Here is a 24,697-nt window from a genome sequence, read left to right on the forward strand (position 1 = left end):
GCGCTGTTATGGAATACGATATAGTTGTAATTGGCGGCGGTCCTGCCGGGATGGCGGCGGCAATTGCTGCAAAGAAAGCTGGTACTGACAGCATTTTGATTTTAGAGCGCGATACAAGAATCGGAGGAATCCTGCTTCAGTGTATTCATAACGGATTTGGTCTTCATTATTTTGGTGAAGAGCTTACCGGTCCGGAATATGCTGCACGCTTTTCTGATGAAGTTGAAAAGCTTGGTATTGAATATAAAACTGATACTATGATACTCGAGGTTGCGCAGAATGAAGGTTATCGCCTTGTTACTGCAATCAACACTGTAGACGGTCTCATGCACATTAAGGCAAAGGCTGTCGTTCTTGCGACCGGTTGTCGTGAAAGAACCCGCGGTGCGCTGATTATTCCGGGTACAAGACCTGCCGGTATCTTTACTGCAGGTGCGGCTCAGCGCTTTGTAAATATTGACGGATATATGCCTGGACGTAAGGTTGTAATTCTTGGTTCCGGAGATATCGGTTTAATTATGGCACGCCGTCTTACTCTGGAAGGTGCTGAAGTAAAACTGGTCTGTGAGGTTATGCCTTTCAGTTCCGGTTTGCGCCGTAATATTGTTCAGTGTGTTGAAAACTTTAATATTCCGCTGAAGTTCAGTCATACGATTGTTCAGATTCACGGAAAGGAACGTGTTGAAGGAGTTACTGTAGCGGCAGTTGATTCTAACCGTAAGCCTGTTCCTGGAACTGAAGAGTTTATTGAGTGCGATACAGTTTTGCTTTCTGTAGGCCTTATTCCGGAAAACGAAATCGCTTCAGGTTGTGGAATTGCAATTGACTCTGCTACCAGCGGTCCTGTTGTAAATGAGCATATGCAGACTTCTTCCGAAGGTATTTTTGCCTGCGGAAACACAGTTCATGTTCATGACCTCGTAGACTTTGTAACTGCTGAAAGCTTAAGGGCAGGCGAAAATGCAGCAAAGTTTGTTCAGGGAAAAATTGTTCAGGATGGAAAGAAAATCACCCTGCGCCCTGGAAACCGTGTGCGCTACACCGTGCCTCAGTATATTGAATCAGCTGTACAGGACGGAAATGTTTCAATTATGTTCCGTGCAACAGATGTTTATAAAGATGTTTATATCGAAGTTTCAAGTAATAATAAGATATTGAAATCTGTGAGAAAGAAGGTTGTGCGCCCTGGAGAAATGCAGGTAACAGAACTTACTCCGGCCCAGCTTGCAGAAGCCGGCGATGACATTACAGTTTCAGTTCAACTTTCAGGGGAGGTAGCAGAATAATGGAAAATACAATCGAAAAAATCCCGCTTACATGTATCATCTGTCCGATGGGCTGTTCAATGGAAGTTGAAGTTGAAACCGATGCCGACGGCAACAAAAAAGTTCTGTCCGTAAAAGATAACGGTTGTAAACGCGGCGAACAGTATGCTGCCAAAGAACTTCAGAACCCAACACGTACACTAACTTCAACAATAAAAGTGAATGACGGTGTCCTCCCTGTAGTTCCTGTAAAAACTGCAGGTGAAGTTCCAAAGAATATGCTTCTCCAATGCATGGAAGTTGTGCGTCGAGCCAGCTGTAAAGCTCCGGTAAAACGCGGTGACATTCTGCTGTACGATCTGCTTGGTACGGGAATTAATGTAATTGCCTGCGCGGATGTGGATAAGGTGTAAGATAAAATTGTTTTAGAGTGATTTTTGTAAATCACTCTAAATTTTTGGTTAATAATGTTATTTATTATACATAACAAAATATTTTACTTGACTTTTGAGTTTTCTAGAATTATATTTTAGGCATGCAGTTAGGTTGTTGCGCAGAAATACGTAGCGGTTTGGTTCTTTCGAGAAAACAGGCGCGAGTGAAAACAGAAAACAGATACTCTCTTTTGACCTTAAAGTCTATAAAGCCTGATGCTACTGTGTCTGAGCGGGATTTGGGTGTTTTTGATGCTGTTGAATCGTTAAATAAAGAGTATCTGACTGAAATTGGAGATGTAATTGTTCGTACAAGTATGCCTTATACTTCAGTTTTAATTGATAAAAAAACATATGGTATGGTTGTATCATCAAATTTTGTAATAATCAGATGTTACACTGATAAACTTTTGCCAGAGTATCTTTTTTGGCTTTTGAATACAGAAACTGTGAAGAGAGATATTTTCAAAAATAGTGCAGGAAATATGCTGGCGGCAATAAAACCCCAATATTTCTGTGATTTGGATATTGAGCTTCCAAGTTTACGGGAACAGAAATTAATTGCAGATTTTAATATGACTGCAAGAAAAGAACTGGAATTGTTAGAACGATTGAAAACAGAAAAAGAAAAACTTTATCAGTTTTGCCTTGAGGATAAAAATTTTGAGTTTATTATAAATAAAAAAGGAGCGGTAAAATGACAACTAAAAATGATATTGAAAAGACATTGTGGAGTGCATGTGATACATTTCGCGGAAAAATCGACAGTTCACGTTATAAAGATTACATTCTTTCCATGCTCTTTGTAAAATACCTGAGCGATGTTACTAAAGAAAAATATGCCGCGTATCAAACTCAATATAACGGAGACGCAGTAAGAATTGAGCGTGCAATGAACCGCGAACGTTTTTTTGTGGATAAGGAATCAACTTTTGATTATTTGTATAATGAGCGCAATAATAATCAGATTGGTCAGATGATAAATGTTGCGTTGAGCCATATTGAGGAACGGAACTCTGCAAAACTGCGTAATGTATTCCGGGCAATTGATTTTAATTCCCAGGTTGATTTTGGAAATCAGAAAGAAAAAAATGCAATTCTTAAAAATTTGCTTGAAGACTTTTCAGTGTTAGATTTGCGTCCAAGTCAGCTCTCTTCAGCAGACATAATTGGCGATGCTTACGAATATATGATTGCCAATTTTGCTTCAGATGCTGGGAAAAAGGGCGGGGAGTTTTTTACACCGAGTCAGGTTTCTCATCTGCTTGCACTTCTTGTTCAGCCGAAAGAAAATGACCGTATTTACGACCCAACCTGTGGTTCTGGCGGACTTTTGCTTAAAGCGTATAAGGAAGTTCCAGATGGAAAATGTGCTGTGTATGGACAGGAAGCAAATGCTCAGACTTGGGCCTTGTGTACTATGAATATGTTCCTGCACGGTGTTGATGACGCAAAAATCTATCAGGGAGATACTCTTTCAAATCCACAGACTCTCGAAAATGATTGTTTGATGAAGTTTCAGGTTGGGGTTGCAAATCCTCCGTTCAGTTTGGATAAGTGGGATTCTGGATTTTTATCAAATACTGAAAAAGACAATGAAAAGAAAAAAGAAAAGATGACAGCATCCATGGATTCTTATGGTCGTTTTGGCTGGGGAGTTCCGCCAAGTTCCAAGGGGGATTATGCGTTTGTGCTTCATATGCTTCACAGCCTTGATGATAATTCCGGTCGTATGGGAATTGTTCTGCCTCATGGAGTTCTTTTTCGTGGCGCGAGTGAAGGAAAAATTCGTAAAGAGATTATTGAGTTTAATCTTCTTGATGCTGTAATCGGGCTTCCTGCAAATCTTTTTTATGGAACAGGAATTCCGGCCTGTATATTGATTTTCAAAAAAAATCGCACCCGTGATGATGTACTTTTTATTGATGCTTCGGGCGAAGGTCATTTTGAAAAAGGCAAGAATCAGAATATTCTGCGTGACGAAGATATTTCAAAAATCGTTGATACTTACAATAAGCGTGAAGCAGTTGAAAAATACAGTGCAGTTGTAAGTCGAGACCTTATTCGTGAAAACGATTATAACCTTAACATTCCGCGCTATGTTGACACCTTTGAGGAAGAAGAACCAATTGATATTAAGGAAGTTCAGAAAAATATAGCCAGCATAGAATGTGAACTTTCACAGGTACAGAAGGAGATGGCGGGGTATTTGAAAGAACTTGGGTTATAAATATCGAGGTCAATTTTTTTTGGTCTTGCTGAAAAGGAGGTTTGTTTATGTTTTTTTTCTTTGATGGTGATGAAAATATTTTTGATAATATCAAGCATGTAAATGAATATGGACAGGAATTTTGGTATGCACGTGAGTTACAACCCGTACTTGAATATTCTCAGTGGCGATATTTAAAAGAAGCAATAGAGCGTGCTAAAACAGCATGCTATAATAGTGGACAAAATGTAGCTGACCATTTTGCGGAGGTGCGCAAAATGGTTGATATTGGTTCTAATGCTAAACGAAGTGTTGAAGATTATGAACTTTCTCGTTATGCATGTTATCTGATAGTTATGAATGGTGACCCGCGAAAAGAAATTATTGCGCTTGGTCAGACATATTTTGCTGTAAAAACACGTCAGCAGGAACTAATAGAAGATTACGAACGTCTTTCAGAGGAACAAAAGCGTATCGCAATCCGCAATGAAATGAAACGCCATAACTCGGCTTTGGCCGATGCAGCTCATGATGCTGGGATAAAAGAACCGCGTGATTATGCAATTTTCCAGAATTATGGTTATATGGGATTATATAACGGTCTAAAAGCAAAAGATATAAAAGAACGAAAAGGACTTAAAAAGAATCAGGATATTCTTGATTATATGGGAAGTACAGAACTTGCCGCAAATCTTTTCCGTGCAACACAGACAGAAGAAAAACTTAGGCGTGAAAATATCCAAGGAAAATCTGAGGCGAATAAAACTCATTTTGAAGTAGGAAAGAAAGTTCGTCAGACTATCAAAGAACTTGGCGGTACAATGCCAGAAGATTTGCCAACACCAGAAAAAAGTGTAAGGCAAATTGAAAAAGAACATGAGAAAAAGATGATTGGAGGGGAAAAATGAATAAGTTAAGAAAAATTACTTTTAGAGATCATCCAGTATTAGGAAATTTAAATCTTGATTTTTGCGATGAAAATGGAAATGCCGTAGATACCGTTATTTTTGCTGGAGAGAATGGAAGTGGCAAAAGTACAATTCTTAATTGTTTATATCAAATTTCTTCCTCAACTGTCAATTTTAGTGCTGAAATAGAAATGGAGAATGATATAGGTATAAGAAATATGCTGTATTTCCAACATCAGAATGGTGGATATTATTGCAGAGAGAATATTGTAGGGCTTATAAGAGATGTTCCTGTTGCTGCGTCAAATCGAATTGATTATTTTAAGAGTAATCCAATTTATGGTATTTTTTCCGATGTAGATATTAATTTTCATACAGATTTTATAAATACAGTAACAAGTAAAAATATAGATATGGAAAAGAATAGTCGTCGTTCTGATTTGAATCTAACAAGGCAAATTAATCAGCTTCTGATTGATGTTCAAGCTCTGGATGATGCAGATGTTTCAAAGATATTTCGTTCTGCAAGAGACGCAGGGGAAGATACAAATCGACTTGTTATTTCAGAAAGAATGTCTCGATTTAAAAATGCATTTGCAAAGATTTTTGATAATCTGACTTATAATCGCATAGAGAATCAAAACGGACATAAATCAATAATATTCAAGAAGAATAATGCAGAAATACCTATTGAATCCCTTAGCTCTGGTGAAAAGCAAATTGTTTATAGAGGATGTTTTCTTCTGAAAGATGCGAATGCATTAAATGGGGCTTTTGTTTTTATTGATGAGCCTGAAATTAGTTTGCATCCAAATTGGCAAAAGAAAATAATGGATTATTACAAGGGAATTTTCACAGATGAAAATGGTAATCAGACTTCACAGATTTTTGCCGTTACACATTCCCCTTTTATAATTCATAATGAAAATCGTCGTAATGATAAAGTAATTGTAATTGAACGTGATTCCCAGGGAATAATTGTTGTAAAAGATAAACCTGAATATTATAAATGTGATTCTCTTGAGCTTGTTCATGATGCTTTTTTAATAAAAGATTTTTCGTTAGGGCAACCAACTGTTTATCTTGAAGGGCGTACAGATGAAAAGTATTTTACAAAAGCACTTGAAGTTTTTGGGTATAGCAATATTCCTTTTAGATTTAAATGGATAGGTTATATTGATGATAATGGTCAGGAACGATTTACAGGAGACAAATCATTAAATCAGGCTTTTGATTTTCTTGTTTCTAAGAATTTGCCCTATAAAAATGTTTTACTATATGATTGTGATACAAACAAGCCAAAAATAAACAAGAATAATGTTATAACGTTATGTATGCAAGATTTTGAAAATCATAGAGGTTTTACAATAGGAGTTGAAAATGCTCTTATACTTGATGAGAGTTTTGAAGTAGATAAATATAAAAAAACAACAGAAAAGATAGATGATTATGGATGTAAAAATATAATTCAAAAACTAGATAAAATGTCATTATGTAATTATATTTGCGGCCTTGAAGATGAAAAACTCAGAAGCGTCTTTGCGAATCTAAAAACGGAAATAGATATCCTTATAGAATTGTTTAACGGAGATTTATAAAGAATGAAATTACCTGATGGTTGGAAATATATAAAACTTTCGGATATTACAACCCCATTGACAGAAATGGCTGGGGATAAAAAATATGAAACCCTAAGTATTTCTGCAGGAATAGGATTTGTTAATCAGGCTAAAAAATTTGGAAAAGAATTATCTGGAAAACAATATGGAAAATATACAGTTTTACAAAGAGGTGATTTTTCATATAACAAAGGGAACTCAAAAAAATATCCACAAGGTTGTATTTATCAATTAACAGATAGAGATTGTGCTGCTGTTCCAAATGTTTTCGAAAGTTTTAGATTTATTTTGGGTATAAATGATTACTATGAACAGCTTTTTATGTCTGGATTTTTAAATCATCAGTTAGCGTCAAAGATAAATCATGGGGTTAGAGATGATGGCTTGTTAAATCTTACAGGTAAAGATTTTTACGATTGTTTTGTTCCTTTTCCATCGCTTGCAGAACAGCAGAAAATTGCTGAGATTCTTTGCAAACAAGATAAGATAATCTCTTCCAAACAAAAGTTATTGGAACAGAAGCAGCAACAAAAAAAATGGCTCATACAGAAACTTCTGGAGGTTCCACACACAAATGCTGATTGCGAAAAAGTTTTCTCGCTTGGCGGTGTGGTGATTGATAAGAGCGGATGGAAGAAAGAGATATTGGGCTGTATATGTACAATTACTGGTCGAATTGGTTTTCGTGGATATACGATGTCTGATATAACTTCAAGTGATAAAGGTGTATTATCGTTAAGTCCAAGTAATATTATTGATGGACAGTTAAATATGGAAGATTCTACCTTTATCACATTAGAAAAATATCTTGAATCTCCAGAAATAATGATACAAAAACATGATATTGTATTTGTGAAAACAGGTTCAACTTTTGGAAAAGTTGGATACTTAGATTCTATTTATCAAAAAGCAACTATTAATCCTCAGTTAGTAATCGTTCGTTCTAATAATTTAGTACGACAAAATCTTTTATATTATATTTTGAAAAGTGACTATTTTCAAAACTTCGTTAATAAGATTGTTGTTGGTGGTGCAGTACCAACTTTGTCGCAAGAACAATTATCAAAAATAATGATTCATCTTCCAACTCTCCCCGAACAAGAAATCATTGCCCAAGTTCTTTCTGCCGCAGATAAAGAAATTGCCTTGCTGAAATCAATCATCGAACAAGAAAAACAAAAGAAAAAATCACTTGCACAGCTTCTGCTTACCGGAACAGTGCGGGTAAAATGAATTGAGGTGCTATATGAAATGTCCACATTGTAATACAAGTATTAATGTTGAATGGTTTGATGATACATTCCCATGTGAGAATAATCGGGGTGTAAAGCAAGACGGATTTTCAATCTTGTATGGTTTTTGTCCTGAATGTGAAAATCTGATTATAAAACTTTTACATGGAAAAAAATGTGTTCATGAAGATTTTACAGGAACAGACTTTGTATTACAAAATAAAGACAGAGAGGATATTATTTATCCTAAATTTCCAAATACAAAAACTCTTAGTCAGTATATACCAGAGAAATATGCACAAGTTTATAAAGAAAGTGAGCAAGTAAATAATATCAGTCCAAGAGCTAGTGCAACTTTAAGCCGATATTTGCTGCAAATGATTTTGCATGAAGAATTGAAAATTAGTAAAAAGAATTTGGCTGAAGAAATTGAAGAGCTGGAGACTAAATCAAATGTTCCAACAGAATTGATTACTATGCTTCAGGTAATGCGTAAAGTTGCGAATTTTGGTGCACATCCAAAGAAAAGCACAAATAGTAATGAAATTATAGATGTGGAGAAAGGTGAATCTGATGTTATGCTGGAATTGATAAATCAACTTTTTGATTTTGTATTTGTACGTCCAAAAATGCAGCAGAAATATTTAGATGACATAAAAGCAAAATATGGCATTGAAACAGAAAAAACGCTGGAGAAGTGAAATATGGAAAAAGAAATAAAAAACGAATCTGAAAAAACATTTTTTACAAATATTGGAGATTTTATAAAAAAAGTCGGTGAATATTCTGATGGTCTGAAAGTTTTATGGAGCGCTATAGTTATAGTTTCTGTTTTTCTTGTATTTTATTATGAAGATGAATATTTAAAGTTTTTTGGTATTTCTTTGACTTCAATTGATTTTGACTGGAAGTATATTGTATACAAGGCTGTTACAAATATAATCATTTATTCAGCTCTTTTTTTCGTTTATATTTTTTCTGAATATTTATTTATCTGGGCGGATTGTATAAAAGAGACATTAAAAAATGGACTAGCTGCATATTTTTTATTGTTTATAGTTTCATATCTCGTTGTTTTTCTGTTATACAGCTGTGAAATAAAGGAGACAAGTAAAACAGCAGTACTTATGGCACTGATTCTTCTAATTCTTGATTTTTTAGCTGCTTCAATTTCTAAGGGTGTCAAAATAAAGCCTTCATCTGAAAAGAAAATAAATAAGAATGTAATTCAATATCTTAGTCTCATATTGTGCTTGATTGGTGTTTTATTGATTTTACACATAATAAAAGATGCGGCAAACGATAATGCTTCGAAAATAAAACAGTTTAAAATTCTTCAAGATGAGCCTGACAGAATTGTTTTGCATGAAACAAAAGAAAAATATATAACCTGCCCGTATGAAATTAAAAGTATCAAAAAAACAGAAACTATAACTATTGAGGAAGATCTAGATAATAATTCATCAAATGTAATAGATACAAAAACAAATATAACAAAACAGGAAACTCTTATTTTGTATACATCTGAGCAAGAAACAATCAATAAAGATAACCGCAAAACTAAGCTGATAGCAATAGGAAAGAAAGATACACTTACGATTGAAAAAGAAAAGGATTTTAAGGAAACAAATAGTAGTCAACTAGAAGATTCAGAATAGAAAAAGTGTTGAGGGAATTTATGGAAAAAGAAATGACAGTTATAGATAGAAACTCTATTGAATCAAAAATATTAAATATCAGAAACAAACAGGTCATGCTTGATTCTGAGTTAGCCGCTATTTATGGTATTGAAACTAAAGTTTTTAACCAAGCCGTTAAACGTAATATCGAACGTTTTCCAGATGAGTTTAGATTTCAATTGACGGAAGAAGAAACGAATACGTTTTTTAAGCCAGCTTCAAGGTCACAATTTGTGACCTTGAACAGTAGCGGTAATTTACGAGGTTCAAATATAAAATATCGCCCTTACGCTTTTACCGAACAAGGTGTTGCAATGCTTTCTGCCGTCCTTCGCAGCGAAACAGCTGTAAAAGTCAGTATAGAAATTATGAATGCTTTTGTTCAGATGCGGCATTATTTGCAGGAAAATGTAAATATTATAAGCCGATTAACAAATACTGATACAAAGCTTTTAGAACATGATAAGAATTTTGAAAGAATATTTGCGGCTTTGGAATCTAATCCAAAACCTAAAAAAGAAGGTGTCTTCTTTCAAGGGCAGATTTTTGACGCTTATGTATTCTTTCAGAATATCATTCAGAAAGCAAAAAAAGAAATTATTCTGATTGACGGCTATGTAGATTTAAGTGTACTTGAACAGCTTTCCAAAAAGAAATCTGGCGTTCAGGTTACGATTTATACCGATAGCAAAACAAAAATCAGCGCGCTTGATGTACAGAAATTTAATTCGCAATATCCTCAACTAACTCTAAATTACACATCAAAAATGCATGACCGATTTCTTATAATCGATAATAAGACAGTGTACCATATAGGTGCATCACTCAAAGATTTAGGCAAAAAGTGTTTTGCTTTTGAACTTATGGAAGAGTCTGCGGTTCTTATCCCAGTAATATTAAAAAACTTGTAATACAGGAGGCCCGGCAATGACATCACCATCAAAAGACGATTACCTTGAAAAAAATGCTTCTCAAAATCCAGCGATCGAACTGCTTTGTGCAATGAGTCCGGAGAGAATCCCGGATGGCGGTTATGTTTATATTTCTCCTGAAGAATGTGCCAAGCAGCGTGGCGGGGCTTATAATGTTATCTTAAAAGATATTCTTCGCGGACAACTTCGCAAAATAAACCGCTATTCTTATTGCGGGGCGGAAAATGAATTTTCAGCTGCAAATATAGAGCGAGCCATTGATGATCTTGATGTTTCTCTTTCTGACGGACTAATTACTGCAAGTGAAAAAATCTATGATAAGCTCTTGTTAGGTGAAAGTTATCCTGAAATTGTTGGTGAAGGTGACAAAACACAGAACTTTAATCTAAATTATATCGACTGGGATAATCCACGTAATAATGTACTTCACGTTACGCGCGAGTTTTTTGTTGAAAGTCAGGACAAAATGCACAACGCTCGCCCGGATATTGTTCTTTTTATAAACGGTATTCCTTTTGCGATTATTGAATGCAAGGCGCCAACTGAAAGCGTGGATGCTGCTGTAAATCAGAATTGGCGTAATCAGCAGAATGAATATATTCCTCAGCTTTTTAAGTTTTCTCAAATAATAATTGCAACAAACAAAAACGAAGTAAAATATGCTACTACAAAAACACCTCCAAAGTTCTGGAGTGTTTGGAAAGAAGATTCTGATTTTTATGAACAGAGACTTGATCGTTTTATTACGGATAGAATGGAAACTGTTCAGGATATGTCTTTGATTTCGCTTTTGTATCCGAGCCGTGTTTATGATTTTATTAAATACTTTATTTTGTATGATGCAAAGGTTAAAAAGATTGCACGGTATCAGCAGTATTTTGCCGTTAAAGAAATATTAAAGACGATCCAGCAGGATGATGGCAACGGCAGACGAAAGGGTGGTGTCGTCTGGCATACTCAGGGCAGTGGAAAAAGCCTTACAATGGTAATGCTTGCAAAGTATATTCTGATGGAGCTTTGGGGGTGCAACGATGGAATAGAGTCAATTAATCCTCGTGTAATTGTTGTGACCGACCGCAAGGAGCTTGACCGTCAGATTACCGATACTTTTTCTCATACAAAGCTACGACCTGCGCAGGCAACAAGTGGGCGTAATCTTGTGGAGCTTATAACAAAAGGAAAAGCAGATGTAATAACTACAATCATAAATAAGTTCAACACTGCAGAGCGTCTTGATACAAAAGATTATTCTCGTGATATTTTCCTTCTTGTTGATGAAAGCCACCGTTCAAATTATGGACAGCTGGCAACAAAAATGCGTTCTGTTTTTCCAAATGCCTGTTATATTGGTTTTACAGGAACGCCTCTTATGAAACGCGAGAAAAATACGCTTTCAAAATTCGGCGGCCTTATTCATAAATACACGATTGCAGACGGAGTTAATGACAAGGCAATTGTTCCGCTTATTTACGAAGGACGTTTTGTTGAACAGCATGTTGATGAAGAAAATATTGATTTATGGTTTGAACAGACAACAAAAAGACTGACCGAAAGTCAAAAACAGGATTTAAAGCAAAAATGGAGCAGTATCCGCCGGCTTACTTCTACTGATGCACGCATAAAAAGAATTGCACTTGATATAAGTAATCATTTTGAGCAAGGGTATAAAGCAACCGGCTTCAAAGCTATGCTAGCCGTAAATTATAAACGTGATGCAGTGCGTTATCTTGAATGCTTTGAACAGTGGGGTGAATTTAATTGCGCTGTTCTGATTTCTGCTCCTGATGTACGGGAAAGTGTTGATGATGCAGATGAAGGAGCGGACGATAAAGTCCTTCGCTTCTGGCATAAGATGATGGAGCAGTATGGAGATGCTGATGTTTATGAAGAAACAATAAAAGATAAATTCCGTAACGGAGATATTGATATTCTGATTGTATGTAGCAAACTTCTTACTGGATTTGACGCTCCAATCTGTCAGATTTTATATATTGATAAGGAATTGAAAGAACATGGCCTTTTGCAGGCGATTGCTAGAACAAACCGTCTTGCAGAAGGAAAGGAATATGGCCTTATTGTAGATTACAGAGGTCTTGTTGAAAATCTTAGTGAAGCGATGGATTTATATACCGGAGCTGGTTTTGAGAATTTTGAAACTTCAGATATTCAAGGAGTTATGACAGACATAATTTCTGCTGTTGGAAAATTGCGAGAATCATATTCTCAAATGCAGGAACTTTTCATAACAGTTGAGAATCCAAATGATACGGAAGAAATTGAAGTTTTTCTTTCTGGTAATGAAGCTCGTGAACAATTTTATAATCTTCTTTGCGCTTTTGGTAAGGCTCTTCATGTCGTGTTAAATTCTCAAAGTGCTTATAATGCAGTTCCGCGTGAAGAAATTGAAAAATACAAAAATGCATTTGCATTTTATGAGCGTGTTCGTCGCAGTGTTAAAATTCGTTATTGTGACGGAATTGATAACCGCGAATATGAACCTCTTATGCAGAATCTTTTGGATACGCATCTTTCTGTTGTAGCATTAAAGAAAATCACTCCTCCAATCGATATTTTGAATCGCGAAGAATTTGAAAAAGAATTGGGGATTCTTACTACTGATCGTTCAAAGGCAGATGCTATTACTTATCATCTTGCAAAAGCAATTCGTCAAAATCGAGATGAAAATCCTGCTTACTATGATTCTTTTTCTAAGCGAATAAAAGAAGCGCTTGAACAGTATAAGGATAAAGTAATTTCTGATGCAGAATATCTTTCTAAAATGCGTGAGATTATGAAAGATTACCAAAATGGCAGAACGCAAATAGAATATCCTTCCAGTATAAAAAGTAATCTTCATGCACAGGCATTTTATGGTGTGATTACGGCTCTTTTTGCACAGAAGGAGCGTGAAATGGATGTTATGCCAGATAATGATTTTATGGCTCAAATGTCAATTGATATAACTGAAATTTTCAAATCTCATATACAGGTTGGATGGGAGCAGAATATTACAATTCAAAACCGTATTTCGCAGGACATTGATGACTTGTTCTATGAATATGAAAAATCACTTGGCTTCAAAATTTCTTTTGATTTGATAGACAAGATAATTGAAAACTCAAAAACTGTTGCAATGAGGAGATTCTAAATGAGCTTAGAATCTAGAACTATCTTTGTGACAGATAAAAATAATGAGCCTCAAAAATTAACTTATGAATTGGAAAGAAAGAGAGTTAAAAATATCAACCTGCGCATCCGTTCTAATGAAACTCTTTTTGTTTCTGCCTCACCACTTGTTGCTGTAAAAAATATTGATGATTTTATTCTTTCAAAAAGCGATTTTATCTTAAAATCATTAAATCGTTTTTCGGAAAAAAGAAAATGGGAAATAGATAATAAAAAGTATGTGAGCGGTGAAAGTTTTTATCTCTTAGGAAAACAGATGAGGCTGATTGTAAAACAGGCTCATCAAAATCTTGTTGAAGAGGATGGTATTTATATTACACTTGCTTGTAAACATTCAGATGATTATTTATTAAAAAAACGTTTGATTGAAAAGTTTTTTTGTCTAAGATGTTACGAAGAATTTAATAAAATAATAGAAAGATGTTATCCTCTATTTAAGAAATACAAAGTTCCATACCCAAATCTAAAAATTCGGAGAATGAAAACAAGATGGGGAAGCTGTATTCCGTCAAAAAAACAGATAACGCTGAATGAAAATTTAATCCATTTTTCTGAGCGGTGCATAGAATCTGTTGTAATTCATGAATTCTGTCATTTCCGTTATCCGAATCATTCTAAAGAGTTTTATAACTTTATGACAATCCTAATGCCAGATTGGAAAGAGCGAAAAAAAGAATTGGATGAAACGGTATTAAATTGATTCCAAAATAACGTGCCTTGAGAATCTTATATTTTTTGCCGATAATCAAAGTATGACTTTACGTGAGCTTACAGAGGAATTTTTGCTTTATCTTTCGGCGGTGAGGGGGCTGTCGGAGAATACTGTGAAGGGTTATGGGAACGACCTTTTGCAGCTGCAGGAATTTTTGACACCGGAGCTGGATGTTCAGGCTATAACCCGCGAAAATCTGATGCTTTGTATAGGGCAGCTTTCTAAGCAGAGAAAGTCGGCCGCTACTGTGAACCGTTTTATTGCGGCAGTGCGTACACTTTTTGCCTATGCCGCTAAATTGAAATATATCGAAAAAAATCCTTCCCTTGAAATGAAGACTGTAAAGCTGCCAAAGCGGGTGCCAAATTTTATGACCACCTCCGAGGTAAACGAGCTTTGCGAGGAGCCGGTAAACGACGAGCTTTTGTGGAAAAGCCGCGACCATGCACTTTTTCTTATGCTGTATTCTTCCGGCTGTCGTGCAAGCGAAATTGTCAGCCTCAAGCTTACAGATTTCATGGATGGTGGGCGTTCAGCTATTGTTACGGGAAAGGGCAATAAACAGCGTAAGGTTTATTTTGCTGAGGAATCGCGTAAAGCTCTTGCTGAATATCTGAAAGACCGCAAAAAACTCCTGATTGACCTGAAAATTGAAAAGATTCCCGCTGAACTTTTTATAAATCTTAAAGGGCATCCTCTTACAACTGGTGGTCTCCGATATATTCTTAACCGATACTCAGGAGTTGAGGGAACAAACCGCCATGTAAATCCTCATGCTTTCCGTCACACTTTTGCTACAAATATGCTTGGAAATGGTGCTGATGTCCGTATTGTTCAGGAAATGCTGGGGCACAGTTCTATCAGTACAACACAGCGATATACTCATATTACTACCGAAAAACTCATCGATATCTACAATAAAGCCCATCCGCATTCTTAATCACTTTTACGATAAACACCTTTTTTATTTGCCGAAAGTTCCGTAAATCATTATATTTTAACTCATGGGAAATAAAACAAAAATCAGAAGCACCACAATTCTTGCAGTACGCAGAAATGGACAGGTTGCTATGGCTGGTGATGGCCAGTGTACTTTGGGCGAGACTGTTTGTAAGGGAAATTCTCGCAAAGTTCGAAAGATTTATGATGGAAAGATTCTCACCGGATTTGCGGGTAGTGTTGCAGATGCTTTTACTCTGCTTGACCGCTTTGAAGCCAAGGTGAAAGAATATAACGGAGATATTATGCGTTCAGCTGTTGAGCTTGCAAAGGCCTGGCGTACAGACCGCACTCTTCAGAAGCTCGAGGCAATGCTCCTTGTTGCAGATAAAAAACAGATTCTTTTGATCAGCGGCGACGGTAACGTTATTGAGCCGGAAAAGGATGCAATTGCAATCGGTTCAGGCGGAAATTATGCATATTCTGCAGCCCTCGCTTATCTTGATTCTTCAGATTTGAGCGCAAAGGAAATTGCGGAGCGTTCTCTTAATATCGCCGGCAGCATCTGTATTTATACAAATCAGAATCTGACAATAGAGACTCTTGAGTAAAACGTCATTGCGAGGAGCATAGCGACGAAGCAATCTATTAATATGGATTGCTTCGACCTTCGGTCTCGCAATGACGTATTAAGAACTGGGAATACTTTTTATGGAAAATAACGAAAATAAAACAGAACTTACACCAAAACAGATTGTAGAAAAACTCGACGGATATATTATCGGACAGGAAAAGGCAAAACGTGCCGTAGCCGTTGCGCTCCGTAACCGCTTCCGCCGCCTTAAGCTTCCGGAAGAAATTCGCGATGAAGTTGCTCCAAAAAATATTTTGATGATTGGACCAACCGGTTGTGGTAAAACAGAAATTGCCCGCCGCCTCGCAAAGCTTTGCGGTGCTCCATTCTTAAAGGTTGAAGCAACAAAATACACCGAAGTCGGCTACGTTGGCCGCGACGTTGAAAGTATGATCCGCGACCTTATGGCTGTAGGCTACAATGACGTTAAAGCCGAGATGGAAGATCAGCTTCGCGAAAAATCAGTAAGCGTTGTTGAAGAGCGCCTTCTTGATTTGCTTTTACCTGGAACTGGAAAAGACGATAAAAAGAAATCAGATGGTGAAAAAGACAAGAAAACTGAAATTAAGCCTCTCGGTTTTTTGAGTCAGCCAAGTGCAAATGAAATTACAATTGACTTAAACAAGGTTGCAGCAGATATGCAGGAAGCCTTGAATCAGGCAAATCAGGCAGCTGCAGAACAGCAGAAAGCTGATGAAGAATCAGCTGAAAAGGCTGCAGAAAATCATACTCGTGAAAAATTCCGCCAGATGCTCCGCGAAGGCAAACTTGAAGACCGCGAAGTAGACATGGTTGTTCACCGTCCACAGGGAATGCCTAATATGGAAATTATTGCCGGTGGCAGCATTGATGACCTTCAGAACAGCATGCAGGGAATCCTAAATATGATGAACGGTCAGGGACGTAGTAAAAAGCGTACCCTTACTGTAAAAGAAGCACGTAAGATTCTTACAGAAGAAGTTCTCGACGGAATGGTTGATCACGATAAAGTTGCCGATGAAGCAAAGAAGCGTGTAGAGCAGAGCGGAATTATCTTTATTGATGAAATTGATAAGATTGCCGTTCACGGCGAAAGCCATGGACAGGATGTAAGCCGCGAAGGTGTTCAGCGCGATATCCTTCCAATCGTTGAAGGAAGCAATGTAAATACAAAGTTCGGTGTAATCGATACAACACACATTCTCTTTATTGCAGCCGGTGCTTTCAGCGTTGCTGCTCCAAGTGATTTGATTCCGGAACTTCAGGGACGCTTCCCGCTACGTGTTGAACTTGATTCTCTCCACAAAGATGATTTTAAGCGCATCCTCAGCGAGCCTAAGAACAGCCTGATTATGCAGTATACATCACTGCTCGAAACAGAAGGTGTTAAACTCGATATAACAGAAGATGCTTTGGACCGCATGAGTGTGGTTGCAGAAGAGGTTAATTCAAGTGCCGAAAATATTGGTGCCCGCCGCCTTCACACAATCATGGAAAAGGTTCTTGCAGACATCAACTTCGAAGCTGATGAACATGCCGGCGAAACTATCAAGATTGATGCCGCATATGTAGACGAAAAACTTGAAGGCATCAGCCAGAATCAGGATTTGTCTAGATATATTCTTTAGAAGTTGATAAATCCTCCATAAAAGAAACTGATTCAGCCTAGGCGAGCTGAATCAGAAGGAGAGGAGGACTTTTTCAATATAGTGTATTGCTACTTAAAAAGCTGCGGATAATCTGCAGCTTTTTTTACTGCTTCTTCAAGTGTGAGGCCTGCAAAGTCTTGTGCACCAAGCCAGCGGCCGCTCTTCTTGTCATCAATGAAAGCTCCGACAACAATTCCAGGAATTACGCTGTCAGGATCATTTGGAGCGTTCGGACCACCGAGGTCTGTGCGGCACCAGCCCGGGTCTGCGAGGTTGATGCAGACATCTGTGCCGTCGAGTTTACCACCGATATCAGATGTTACTTTATCGAGGGCTGCTTTACTTGCGCTGTAGCCGGCCTGTTCCGGTTCGTTGCGGATTCCGCTTGTTGTGTTGATTACACGGCCCCAGCCGCGTTCAATCATCTTTGGAATAAAGCGGTAGCAGAGCATCATCGGAGCAATTGTGTTGATTACAAAGCTCTTTGAATAATCTTCAACCGGTGTTTTCCAGTAGTCTGTGCGGTAAGCAATCTGAACTGCGGCGTCGTTGAAAAGAATATCAACCGGCTTTCCGCGTTTTTCAATTTCGTTCATCATTGCTTCTACCTGAGAAAGATCGCTGAGTTCTGCAGCAATATCGTAAGCTTCTACGCCCATTGCTCGGACTTCTTCAAGTACGGCCTTAGTATGCTCGAGTGAGCGGCTGTGTAAAATCAGATTACAGCCTTTGCTGGCCATAAACTTTGCGATTCTATATCCGATTCCTCGGTTTGCGCCGGTAACCAGCGCCCATTTTCCTTTTACGTCAACCATTTGTCGGCTCCTGTATTTTTAGTTCATTTTTGCGATTATCTCATCGCACCATTTATCAAAGTACGGGTCTTCTGTCTGGCATTCAGGGTGTGCAAGAACATATTCAACTGTTTCTCTGATTCCCTGATCTGCGCGTTTTGTTGCAACAAAATCCGGTACAAGTGATTTCAGTTTACTGCAGTCAAAAACAACAGAGTTTGCCTTGTCTCCAATCAGACTTCCTGTAAAGTCGTAATCAGAATGTGCTGCAAGATAGCTTGATGAAACATAAACCGGCTTAAGCTCAACGCCAAGCGATGTTGCAATGCACTGGTAAATCTGATTCCAGGTAACGCTTTCGTCGCTCATAATCTGAACTGCTTCACCAATTGCGTGAATGTTTCCCATCAATCCGACAAAGCCCTTTGCAAAATCAGAATTATGTGTGATTGTCCAGAGCGAAGTTCCATCTCCATGAATAATCACAGGCTTTCCTTCTTTGATTCTCTTTACAACCTGCCAGCTGCCCTTGTCGCCGTGAACTCCAAGTGGCACCGAACGTTCATCATAAGTATGGCTCGGTCTTATAATCGTAACCGGGAACTGTTCATCTCTGTAAAGTTTCATCAGATAGTCTTCGCAGGCAATCTTATTGCGTGAATATTCCCAGTAAGGATTTGCAAGCGGAGTTTTTTCGCTGATTATATAGTTTCCACAAGGCTTTTGATAAGCAGAAGCTGAACTGATGTACATAAACTGACGTACCTTGCCCTTAAGCAGGCGATAATCGCGTTCCAGCTGTGAAGGTACAAAGCCGATAAAATCACATGCTACATCAAACTGCATTCCTGCAAGCTTTTCTGCCGCTGCTTTTTCATCATTTATATCAACTGTAATAAAATGCGCACCTTTAAGACGCTCATCGTTATTACGGTTTCCTCTGTTTATAAGATACAGCTCCCAGCCTTTTTCCAATATCAATTTAGAAATTGCCATGCTGATTGTACCGGTTCCGCCTATGAATAGAACTTTCATGAATCCTCCTGAAAAAAAATCCTCACAGAGCTAAAGAGTACACAGAGTTATGTTTTTTTTTATTATATCCCTCTGTGGCCTCCGTGCCCTCTGTGAGAAATCCTTTATAATGTAGCTTTAGCCGCAATCTTGTAGATTTCAGCAATATCTTCAGAACTCAGCTTTACAAATCCGCCGGTTCTTCCGCCTTCCGGTAGACCGAACTTCATTACGAGCGTAGGGATATCTTCTTCCTTTGCACCAAGCTCAGCAAAATTGATAGGCATTCCAATGCTGTGAAGGAACTCGCGGAAACGCTTGATACCTTCGCATGCTGTAGCTTCCGGATCAGCAAAATCCATCTTGCAGCCCCAGACGCGTGTAGCCCACTGAGCAAAACGCATTACATCATGCTTATAAACAAATTCCATCCATGAAGGCATGATAACTGCAAGTCCTGCACCGTGAGCACAGTCATAAAGGCCTGAAAGTTCATGTTCAATTCCGTGGCTGTTCCAGTCCTGGTCACGGCCAACACCAACGATATTGTTATGAGCAACCATTCCTGCCCACATGATGTTAGCGCGGGCTTCATAATCATTTGCGTCAGCGATTACTTTAGGAGTTTCGTGGATCATAGCCATCAGAACTGCTTCACACAAACGGTCTGTAGTTTCTACATTCTTTGTGTTTGTAAAGTAACGCTCGCAAACGTGAGCTATAATATCTGTCGCACCACACGCTGTCTGGTATGCAGGCAGTGTCTGTGTCAATGCAGGATTCAAAATAGAGAACTTAGGACGGATACATTCACCGCCTGTTCCACGTTTTATCATTCCATCTTTTTTAGTGATTACAGAGTCTCCGGAACCTTCACTTCCGGCAGCTGCAATTGTGAGAACAGTTCCAACAGGAAGAGCCTTTTTTGGCTGTGCAGTATACGAGTAAAAATCCCAGAAATCTCCGTCATAGCAAACGCCCATTGCAATAGCTTTAGCACTGTCAATTACAGAACCTCCGCCAACAGCAAGAATAAAGTCCACACCGTTCTTACGGCACAAATCTATTCCTTCATAAACTAAATCATCAAGAGGATTAGGATGAACTCCACCGAGTTCTACAAAATCAACACCGGCTCCTTTCAGAGATTCTCGAACTCTTCCAAGAAGACCTGATTTTTCTGCAGATTTACCGCCAAAATGAAGCAAAACCTTGCTTCCACCAAATTCCTTTACAAGTGCACCTGCCTGCTGTTCAGTATCTTTTCCAAAAACAAACTTAGTTGGGCTATAAAATGTAAAATTATCCATCAAAAATCTCCTTAAAAGTCCGCGTTTACGGTGATTTATATTTTGTACAATCATTTTACCCCGTTTTTCGCAAAATCAAAAATAAATCATCTCTGATTAAATTGTATAAATCTATATAATTGTCCGCCGCCGGCTCATAAAATTCCCACCTGTGGCCTGATAAATTGACCTCGCTAAATCTTCGTTGTACAATAAAATCATGAAATTCATTTTATATTTTATTCTGATTCCGGCCTTGCTTCCGGTTTTTCTGATTCTAAGATATGTATATTTACTCGATAAAAACGAGCGTGAGCCATTAAACTTTGTTCTGAAGGTTGTTATTTACGGGGCTTTTTTTTCTATTCCTTGTGCCGCTGCAGAACGTTTTCTTATTTCAATGATCAGCATGTATTATGATCCTGCAACAATTCAGATTGCATGGATGGAAAATACAGTTGGTGTTGCTCTGGTAGAAGAATTTTCTAAATGGCTTGTCCTTATGCTGATTGTCTGGAAAAACAGGAATTTTGATTACAGATATGATGGAATTGTTTACGCAGTTTCTGCCTCTTTAGGATTTGCAGCGCTGGAAAACATTTTGTATGTAGTTTCTTATGGAACAGGCGTTTCTATTGGACGTGCTATTTTTGCTATTCCGGGCCATGCAACCTTCGGCGTTTTCATGGGCTACTGGCTCAGCCGTGCAAAAACTTTCTGGCTGGATGGTAAAACAGGCAGAATGAAGTTCTGTAAACTTCTTGCATTGGGTATTCCTATGCTGATTCATGGAGCTTATGATTTCCTCCTTTCTGAACAGGTAGCAGCGCTTGGATATCAGTATGTCTTCTATATTTATGTTATTCTGCTTGATTTCTTTGCATGGCGCATTATTAAGCATGAATTCCGTACAGATAGACCACTGTAAATCTTTCTGATAAAAATTCCTAAACCTTTTCCTCCAGATTCCGAAAATCAACTAGATGTAAACAAAAATCAGAGGAGGAAAAAATAGTTTATGAACAGTTTCACCCGTTCAATTGACCTGCTTCAGCGTGAAATGGACGTAACTTCATTGCGCTATCAGGTTACAGCAAATAACCTTGCAAACAGTGAGGTTCCTAATTTTAAGCGTTCAACAGTAAACTTTGAAAGTGAACTCAAGCGTGCTCTTGATTCTGAAAAAGAAGCTAAGAATGCTTTTCATCTTACAACAACAGATTCCCGCCATATTCAGGTAAATGTTCCATACGATTACCGTGATGTTCAGCCTCGTCGTGTTCTCGATTACACAACTACAGCAAAGGCAAACGGTAACAACGTAGATGCAGAAACTGAAGCAAACAATATCCTCCAGATTCAGATGCAGTACCGCATGCTCACCCAGCTCACAAGCTTTGAGTTTGATCAGGTGAACACAGCAATGAAAAAGTAGGTTATAGGTGCTAGGTTATAGGTTTTAGTTAAAATCCTAGAACCTAAAACCTGAAACCTGGAACCTAATATAGGAGATTAGAATATGGGTATGTTTACCAGTATTAACATCGCCGCAACCGGAATGGCTGCTGAAAGACTCAGAACAGATGTAATTTCTGATAATATTGCAAACGCTTCGACTACACGTACACAGGACGGAGGTCCTTTTAAAAAATCTACTGTAGTTATGCGTCCTGTTGCAGATGCAAATCCTCAGTGGCGTACACCGTTCACACCTTCAAGCCTCGACAATGGTCCTGGAAAAGGTGTAAAGGTTTTGGAGATTACAAAAGATACTTCTGAGGGACGTCTTGTTTATGATCCAACCCATCCTGATGCATATCAGAGTGGCCCTCATAAAGGTTATGTTGAATATCCTAACGTAAATATCGTAAACGAAATGGTAGATTTGATTTCTGCCTCACGTGCTTACGAAGCAAATGCAACAGTTGTTGACGGTGCAAAGGATATGTTCTCTGCAGCACTTGAAATCGGACGATAACGGGTGTAGAATTATAAACGGGTAGGGAAACATGAAGATTCAAGATTTCGGCACCCTTCAGATGGTGCGCACAGATAAAGCTCATTTTGGACAGGGAAAGATTCAGCCTCTTACTGCAAATATTCCCGGCATGTCGCCAATCGAAAAACTAAACAGAACAGAACAGACTACAGAAGCTGCTTCGATTCAACGTGCAGGTCAGTCAAAATCTTTCCAGTCATATCTTCTTGATGCCTTGAGCACTGTAAACAGCCAGCAGCTGGATGTTACTGCAGTTCAGGAAAAGCTCATTACAGATCCTGATGATGTTGATATTCATGATGTAACAATTGCAATGGCAAAAGCCCGCCAGAGCCTGAACCTTGCGCAGACTGTAATTGACCGTCTGGTTACCGGATGGAACGAGATTACTACTACCCGATAGTTTTTCAAAATAATTAACGTTAGTTAACATTTTTATTGTCAAATTTCTCTTCCTATGTTATACTTAATTAAATTTAGTATAAATTTCTTTAAAATTCGTTCACGGGAGGGGACAGATGAACGAATGGCTTAAAAAGGTAACAGATGGACTCAAAAATATGTGGTCCAAATGGAAGCCGATTCAAAAAGTCATATTAGTTGGCATAATCGTAATAGTAATCATAGTCATAGTTGCGTCCGTGAAGCTTTCTGCAAAGCCTTCCACTGTCCGACTCTTTAATGCTCCAGTAACAGATCAGACTTCTTTGACTCAAATTCTTGACCGTTTGTCGCAGGAAAATGTAAATGCATATACAAATGATGCCGGTTACATTTCTGTAGATGACGATAGAACTGCCCGCCGCATGAGAGAGATTCTTATTAGTGAAAACCTTGTTCCGTCATCGGTTGATCCTTGGGCAGGTTTCTATGACAGAAGCTGGTCTACAACAGATGCAGATCAGAACGTAAAACTTAAAAATACTATTCAAAAGCAGTTGAAACAGCATATCGAATCAATTGCCGAAATTCAGCTTGCAGATGTAAATATTGTTTTGCCTGAAAATCAGCTCTTTACTGCAGATCAGAATCCTGTAACTGCCAGTGTAATTATTAAAACAACCCCTCAGAGTACACTGCTTCAGGATAGAAAACGCGTTCTTGGAATCCAGCGCCTTATTCTTTCTGCTGTTGAAGGCTTGAGAGAAGAAAATCTTATCATTACAGACGTAGATGGTAATCAGGTAAATGATTTTGAAGGCATGGCTGAAAGTGACCGCGTAAGCATCATCGAAAAGCAGCAGAAGCTTATCCGTAAACAGGAAGTTGAACTTCGCGCAAAGATTCTTAAAGCTCTTCAGAAAACATTCCGTGAAGACCGCTGCCGCGACATGAACGTTGCCATTGAAATGGATATGTCGCAGAAAACAAGCGAGGCAACTGAATATTCTCCAATCGTAATTAAGCCGGATAATCCGGATACACCATATGATGACTCAGAATACCGCGATACACTTCCAATCAGTCAGCAGACTGTAACAAAAGAGTGGCAGGGTACAGGTTATAATCCGGAAGGACCTGCAGGTGTAGAAGGTCAGACTCCTCCTGTTTATTCTGATATGTCAAATGTAATCGGCCGTTCAACAGAAACTGGCGTTACACAGAACAATGTAATTAACACAAAACAGACTTCAGAAATCTCTTCTCCAAAAATCGATAAGATTTCGGTTTCTGTCAACCTCGACGGAAAATGGAAGAAGGTAAAAGATAATAATGGAAATCTCATTATTGAAGACGGTGCAATTAAGCGTGAATATACTCCGGTTTCTACAGAAGAAATGGCAGAAGCTGTTCGCCTTATTCAGGGTGCTATCGGATATGACAGAACCCGCGGTGACCGTGTAGAAGTTACAAACATTGCTTATGACCGTGATGATGAGTTTGAAGCAGAGGATGCAGAATACTTCGCAGCAATTCAGAGAAAACGTACAATACTTCTTATTCTTATTGCAATTGTTGTTGTGCTTGTTGGTTTTATCCTCTTCCGTATTATCAGCCGCGAAATGGAACGCCGCCGCCGCGAAAGAGAAGCCCGCCTTCTTGCAGAGCAGCAGGCAGCCCGCGAGCGTGCACTTTGGGAAGCAAAAGACGATGGAATGGAGGTTACAATGTCTGTCGAAGAGACAAGACGTATGGAACTCCAGGAAAATGCAATTTCCATGGCAAAGGAACATCCGGAAGATGTTGCTATGCTCATAAGAACATGGTTGATGGAGGAATAGTT

General features: G+C 38.2%; 23 protein-coding genes. 20 read left to right on the top strand and 3 right to left on the bottom strand.

The features are described 5' to 3' along the window. The first annotated feature begins 8 nt into the window (after window positions 1-8). The 15 genes from BMY21_RS00915 (at window position 9) to hslU (ending at window position 17,356) form a co-directional block, all read left to right on the top strand. Complete coding sequence (locus tag BMY21_RS00915; protein ID WP_074640031.1) at window positions 9-1,286, top strand: NAD(P)/FAD-dependent oxidoreductase; 1,278 nt, start codon at window positions 9-11, stop codon at window positions 1,284-1,286. After that, a complete protein-coding gene (locus BMY21_RS00920; protein WP_083379618.1) occupies window positions 1,286-1,678 on the top strand; it encodes a DUF1667 domain-containing protein in 393 nt (130 codons plus the stop codon). Before BMY21_RS00915 ends, BMY21_RS00920 begins: the two co-directional genes overlap by 1 nt. Window positions 1,679-1,800: 122 nt before the next feature. Then, on the top strand, window positions 1,801-2,400 hold the full coding sequence (locus tag BMY21_RS00925; RefSeq protein WP_074640033.1) for a restriction endonuclease subunit S: 600 nt from the start codon (window positions 1,801-1,803) through the stop codon (window positions 2,398-2,400). Further along, complete coding sequence (locus BMY21_RS00930) at window positions 2,397-3,929, top strand: type I restriction-modification system subunit M (RefSeq protein ID WP_074640034.1); 1,533 nt, start codon at window positions 2,397-2,399, stop codon at window positions 3,927-3,929. The genes BMY21_RS00925 and BMY21_RS00930 overlap by 4 nt, the downstream gene beginning before the upstream one ends. 47 nt (window positions 3,930-3,976) lie before the next feature. Continuing rightward, entirely contained in the window at window positions 3,977-4,816 is an 840-nt protein-coding gene (dinD, locus tag BMY21_RS00935) for a DNA damage-inducible protein D (protein ID WP_074640036.1), read from the top strand. Next, the gene (locus BMY21_RS00940; RefSeq protein ID WP_074640038.1) at window positions 4,813-6,414 is read left to right on the top strand and encodes an AAA family ATPase; all 1,602 of its coding nucleotides are present in this window, start codon (window positions 4,813-4,815) and stop codon (window positions 6,412-6,414) included. Before dinD ends, BMY21_RS00940 begins: the two co-directional genes overlap by 4 nt. 3 nt (window positions 6,415-6,417) lie before the next feature. After that, complete coding sequence (locus BMY21_RS00945; RefSeq protein ID WP_074640040.1) at window positions 6,418-7,668, top strand: restriction endonuclease subunit S; 1,251 nt, start codon at window positions 6,418-6,420, stop codon at window positions 7,666-7,668. A 13-nt stretch (window positions 7,669-7,681) separates the two neighbouring features. Further along, window positions 7,682-8,368 carry a DUF4145 domain-containing protein gene (locus BMY21_RS00950; protein WP_074640041.1) on the top strand — a complete coding sequence of 229 codons (687 nt, stop codon included), beginning with the start codon at window positions 7,682-7,684 and terminating at the stop codon, window positions 8,366-8,368. 3 nt (window positions 8,369-8,371) lie between these two features. Next, a complete protein-coding gene (locus tag BMY21_RS00955) occupies window positions 8,372-9,325 on the top strand; it encodes a hypothetical protein (protein ID WP_074640043.1) in 954 nt (317 codons plus the stop codon). Window positions 9,326-9,345: 20 nt separating this feature from the next. Next, the gene (locus BMY21_RS00960) at window positions 9,346-10,257 is read left to right on the top strand and encodes an ORF6N domain-containing protein (protein WP_074640045.1); all 912 of its coding nucleotides are present in this window, start codon (window positions 9,346-9,348) and stop codon (window positions 10,255-10,257) included. Window positions 10,258-10,273: 16 nt separating this feature from the next. Beyond that, on the top strand, window positions 10,274-13,426 hold the full coding sequence (locus tag BMY21_RS00965) for a type I restriction endonuclease subunit R (protein WP_074640047.1): 3,153 nt from the start codon (window positions 10,274-10,276) through the stop codon (window positions 13,424-13,426). Continuing rightward, complete coding sequence (locus BMY21_RS00970; protein ID WP_074640048.1) at window positions 13,427-14,164, top strand: M48 family metallopeptidase; 738 nt, start codon at window positions 13,427-13,429, stop codon at window positions 14,162-14,164. It begins immediately after the preceding gene. A gap of 52 nt (window positions 14,165-14,216) precedes the next feature. Then, window positions 14,217-15,116: a tyrosine-type recombinase/integrase gene (locus tag BMY21_RS00975; protein ID WP_074640050.1), complete on the top strand. Its 900-nt coding sequence runs from the start codon at window positions 14,217-14,219 to the stop codon at window positions 15,114-15,116. 64 nt (window positions 15,117-15,180) lie between these two features. Continuing rightward, a complete protein-coding gene (gene hslV, locus BMY21_RS00980; RefSeq protein WP_074640051.1) occupies window positions 15,181-15,726 on the top strand; it encodes an ATP-dependent protease subunit HslV in 546 nt (181 codons plus the stop codon). Window positions 15,727-15,826: 100 nt separating this feature from the next. After that, window positions 15,827-17,356: an ATP-dependent protease ATPase subunit HslU gene (gene hslU / locus BMY21_RS00985; protein WP_074640053.1), complete on the top strand. Its 1,530-nt coding sequence runs from the start codon at window positions 15,827-15,829 to the stop codon at window positions 17,354-17,356. Window positions 17,357-17,445: 89 nt separating this feature from the next. Here hslU and BMY21_RS00990 read toward each other — a convergent pair whose 3' ends face one another. From BMY21_RS00990 to BMY21_RS01000, 3 genes are all read right to left on the bottom strand, one after another. Continuing rightward, the gene (locus tag BMY21_RS00990) at window positions 17,446-18,192 is read right to left on the bottom strand and encodes an SDR family NAD(P)-dependent oxidoreductase (protein ID WP_074640055.1); all 747 of its coding nucleotides are present in this window, start codon (window positions 18,190-18,192) and stop codon (window positions 17,446-17,448) included. An 18-nt stretch (window positions 18,193-18,210) separates the two neighbouring features. Beyond that, complete coding sequence (locus BMY21_RS00995; protein ID WP_074640057.1) at window positions 18,211-19,206, bottom strand: NAD-dependent epimerase/dehydratase family protein; 996 nt, start codon at window positions 19,204-19,206, stop codon at window positions 18,211-18,213. A gap of 104 nt (window positions 19,207-19,310) precedes the next feature. Next, window positions 19,311-20,495: an iron-containing alcohol dehydrogenase gene (locus BMY21_RS01000; RefSeq protein WP_074640059.1), complete on the bottom strand. Its 1,185-nt coding sequence runs from the start codon at window positions 20,493-20,495 to the stop codon at window positions 19,311-19,313. A gap of 199 nt (window positions 20,496-20,694) precedes the next feature. Between BMY21_RS01000 and BMY21_RS01005 the strand changes: the two genes are divergently transcribed. From BMY21_RS01005 to fliF, 5 genes are all read left to right on the top strand, one after another. Further along, window positions 20,695-21,402 carry a PrsW family glutamic-type intramembrane protease gene (locus tag BMY21_RS01005; protein ID WP_074640061.1) on the top strand — a complete coding sequence of 236 codons (708 nt, stop codon included), beginning with the start codon at window positions 20,695-20,697 and terminating at the stop codon, window positions 21,400-21,402. 90 nt (window positions 21,403-21,492) lie between these two features. Then, on the top strand, window positions 21,493-21,909 hold the full coding sequence (gene flgB, locus BMY21_RS01010; RefSeq protein WP_074640063.1) for a flagellar basal body rod protein FlgB: 417 nt from the start codon (window positions 21,493-21,495) through the stop codon (window positions 21,907-21,909). 84 nt (window positions 21,910-21,993) lie between these two features. Then, a complete protein-coding gene (gene flgC, locus BMY21_RS01015; protein WP_074640066.1) occupies window positions 21,994-22,452 on the top strand; it encodes a flagellar basal body rod protein FlgC in 459 nt (152 codons plus the stop codon). A 31-nt stretch (window positions 22,453-22,483) separates the two neighbouring features. After that, window positions 22,484-22,876, top strand: coding sequence for a flagellar hook-basal body complex protein FliE (fliE, locus tag BMY21_RS01020; RefSeq protein WP_074640068.1), 393 nt, complete (start codon window positions 22,484-22,486; stop codon window positions 22,874-22,876). A gap of 115 nt (window positions 22,877-22,991) precedes the next feature. Further along, window positions 22,992-24,695, top strand: coding sequence for a flagellar basal-body MS-ring/collar protein FliF (fliF, locus tag BMY21_RS01025; RefSeq protein WP_074640070.1), 1,704 nt, complete (start codon window positions 22,992-22,994; stop codon window positions 24,693-24,695). Window positions 24,696-24,697 lie beyond the last annotated feature (2 nt).

Source organism: Treponema bryantii, assembly GCF_900111035.1.
GTDB classification, from domain to species: domain Bacteria; phylum Spirochaetota; class Spirochaetia; order Treponematales; family Treponemataceae; genus Treponema_D; species Treponema_D bryantii_C.

What these genes read in the sequence shown, in the direction of transcription:
- hslU (WP_074640053.1), top strand. Translation starts at nt 15,827, where the DNA reads ATGGAAAATAACGAAAATAAAACAGAACTTACACCAAAACAGATTGTA.
- BMY21_RS00945 (WP_074640040.1), top strand. Translation starts at nt 6,418, where the DNA reads ATGAAATTACCTGATGGTTGGAAATATATAAAACTTTCGGATATTACA.
- fliE (WP_074640068.1), top strand. Translation starts at nt 22,484, where the DNA reads ATGAAGATTCAAGATTTCGGCACCCTTCAGATGGTGCGCACAGATAAA.
- BMY21_RS00990 (WP_074640055.1), bottom strand. Translation starts at nt 18,192, where the DNA reads ATGGTTGACGTAAAAGGAAAATGGGCGCTGGTTACCGGCGCAAACCGA.
- flgC (WP_074640066.1), top strand. Translation starts at nt 21,994, where the DNA reads ATGGGTATGTTTACCAGTATTAACATCGCCGCAACCGGAATGGCTGCT.
- BMY21_RS00950 (WP_074640041.1), top strand. Translation starts at nt 7,682, where the DNA reads ATGAAATGTCCACATTGTAATACAAGTATTAATGTTGAATGGTTTGAT.
- BMY21_RS01005 (WP_074640061.1), top strand. Translation starts at nt 20,695, where the DNA reads ATGAAATTCATTTTATATTTTATTCTGATTCCGGCCTTGCTTCCGGTT.
- BMY21_RS00970 (WP_074640048.1), top strand. Translation starts at nt 13,427, where the DNA reads ATGAGCTTAGAATCTAGAACTATCTTTGTGACAGATAAAAATAATGAG.
- BMY21_RS00925 (WP_074640033.1), top strand. Translation starts at nt 1,801, where the DNA reads ATGCAGTTAGGTTGTTGCGCAGAAATACGTAGCGGTTTGGTTCTTTCG.
- hslV (WP_074640051.1), top strand. Translation starts at nt 15,181, where the DNA reads ATGGGAAATAAAACAAAAATCAGAAGCACCACAATTCTTGCAGTACGC.
- dinD (WP_074640036.1), top strand. Translation starts at nt 3,977, where the DNA reads ATGTTTTTTTTCTTTGATGGTGATGAAAATATTTTTGATAATATCAAG.
- BMY21_RS00920 (WP_083379618.1), top strand. Translation starts at nt 1,286, where the DNA reads ATGGAAAATACAATCGAAAAAATCCCGCTTACATGTATCATCTGTCCG.
- BMY21_RS00995 (WP_074640057.1), bottom strand. Translation starts at nt 19,206, where the DNA reads ATGAAAGTTCTATTCATAGGCGGAACCGGTACAATCAGCATGGCAATT.
- BMY21_RS00955 (WP_074640043.1), top strand. Translation starts at nt 8,372, where the DNA reads ATGGAAAAAGAAATAAAAAACGAATCTGAAAAAACATTTTTTACAAAT.
- BMY21_RS01000 (WP_074640059.1), bottom strand. Translation starts at nt 20,495, where the DNA reads ATGGATAATTTTACATTTTATAGCCCAACTAAGTTTGTTTTTGGAAAA.
- flgB (WP_074640063.1), top strand. Translation starts at nt 21,493, where the DNA reads ATGAACAGTTTCACCCGTTCAATTGACCTGCTTCAGCGTGAAATGGAC.
- BMY21_RS00930 (WP_074640034.1), top strand. Translation starts at nt 2,397, where the DNA reads ATGACAACTAAAAATGATATTGAAAAGACATTGTGGAGTGCATGTGAT.
- BMY21_RS00940 (WP_074640038.1), top strand. Translation starts at nt 4,813, where the DNA reads ATGAATAAGTTAAGAAAAATTACTTTTAGAGATCATCCAGTATTAGGA.
- BMY21_RS00965 (WP_074640047.1), top strand. Translation starts at nt 10,274, where the DNA reads ATGACATCACCATCAAAAGACGATTACCTTGAAAAAAATGCTTCTCAA.
- fliF (WP_074640070.1), top strand. Translation starts at nt 22,992, where the DNA reads ATGAACGAATGGCTTAAAAAGGTAACAGATGGACTCAAAAATATGTGG.
- BMY21_RS00975 (WP_074640050.1), top strand. Translation starts at nt 14,217, where the DNA reads ATGACTTTACGTGAGCTTACAGAGGAATTTTTGCTTTATCTTTCGGCG.
- BMY21_RS00915 (WP_074640031.1), top strand. Translation starts at nt 9, where the DNA reads ATGGAATACGATATAGTTGTAATTGGCGGCGGTCCTGCCGGGATGGCG.
- BMY21_RS00960 (WP_074640045.1), top strand. Translation starts at nt 9,346, where the DNA reads ATGGAAAAAGAAATGACAGTTATAGATAGAAACTCTATTGAATCAAAA.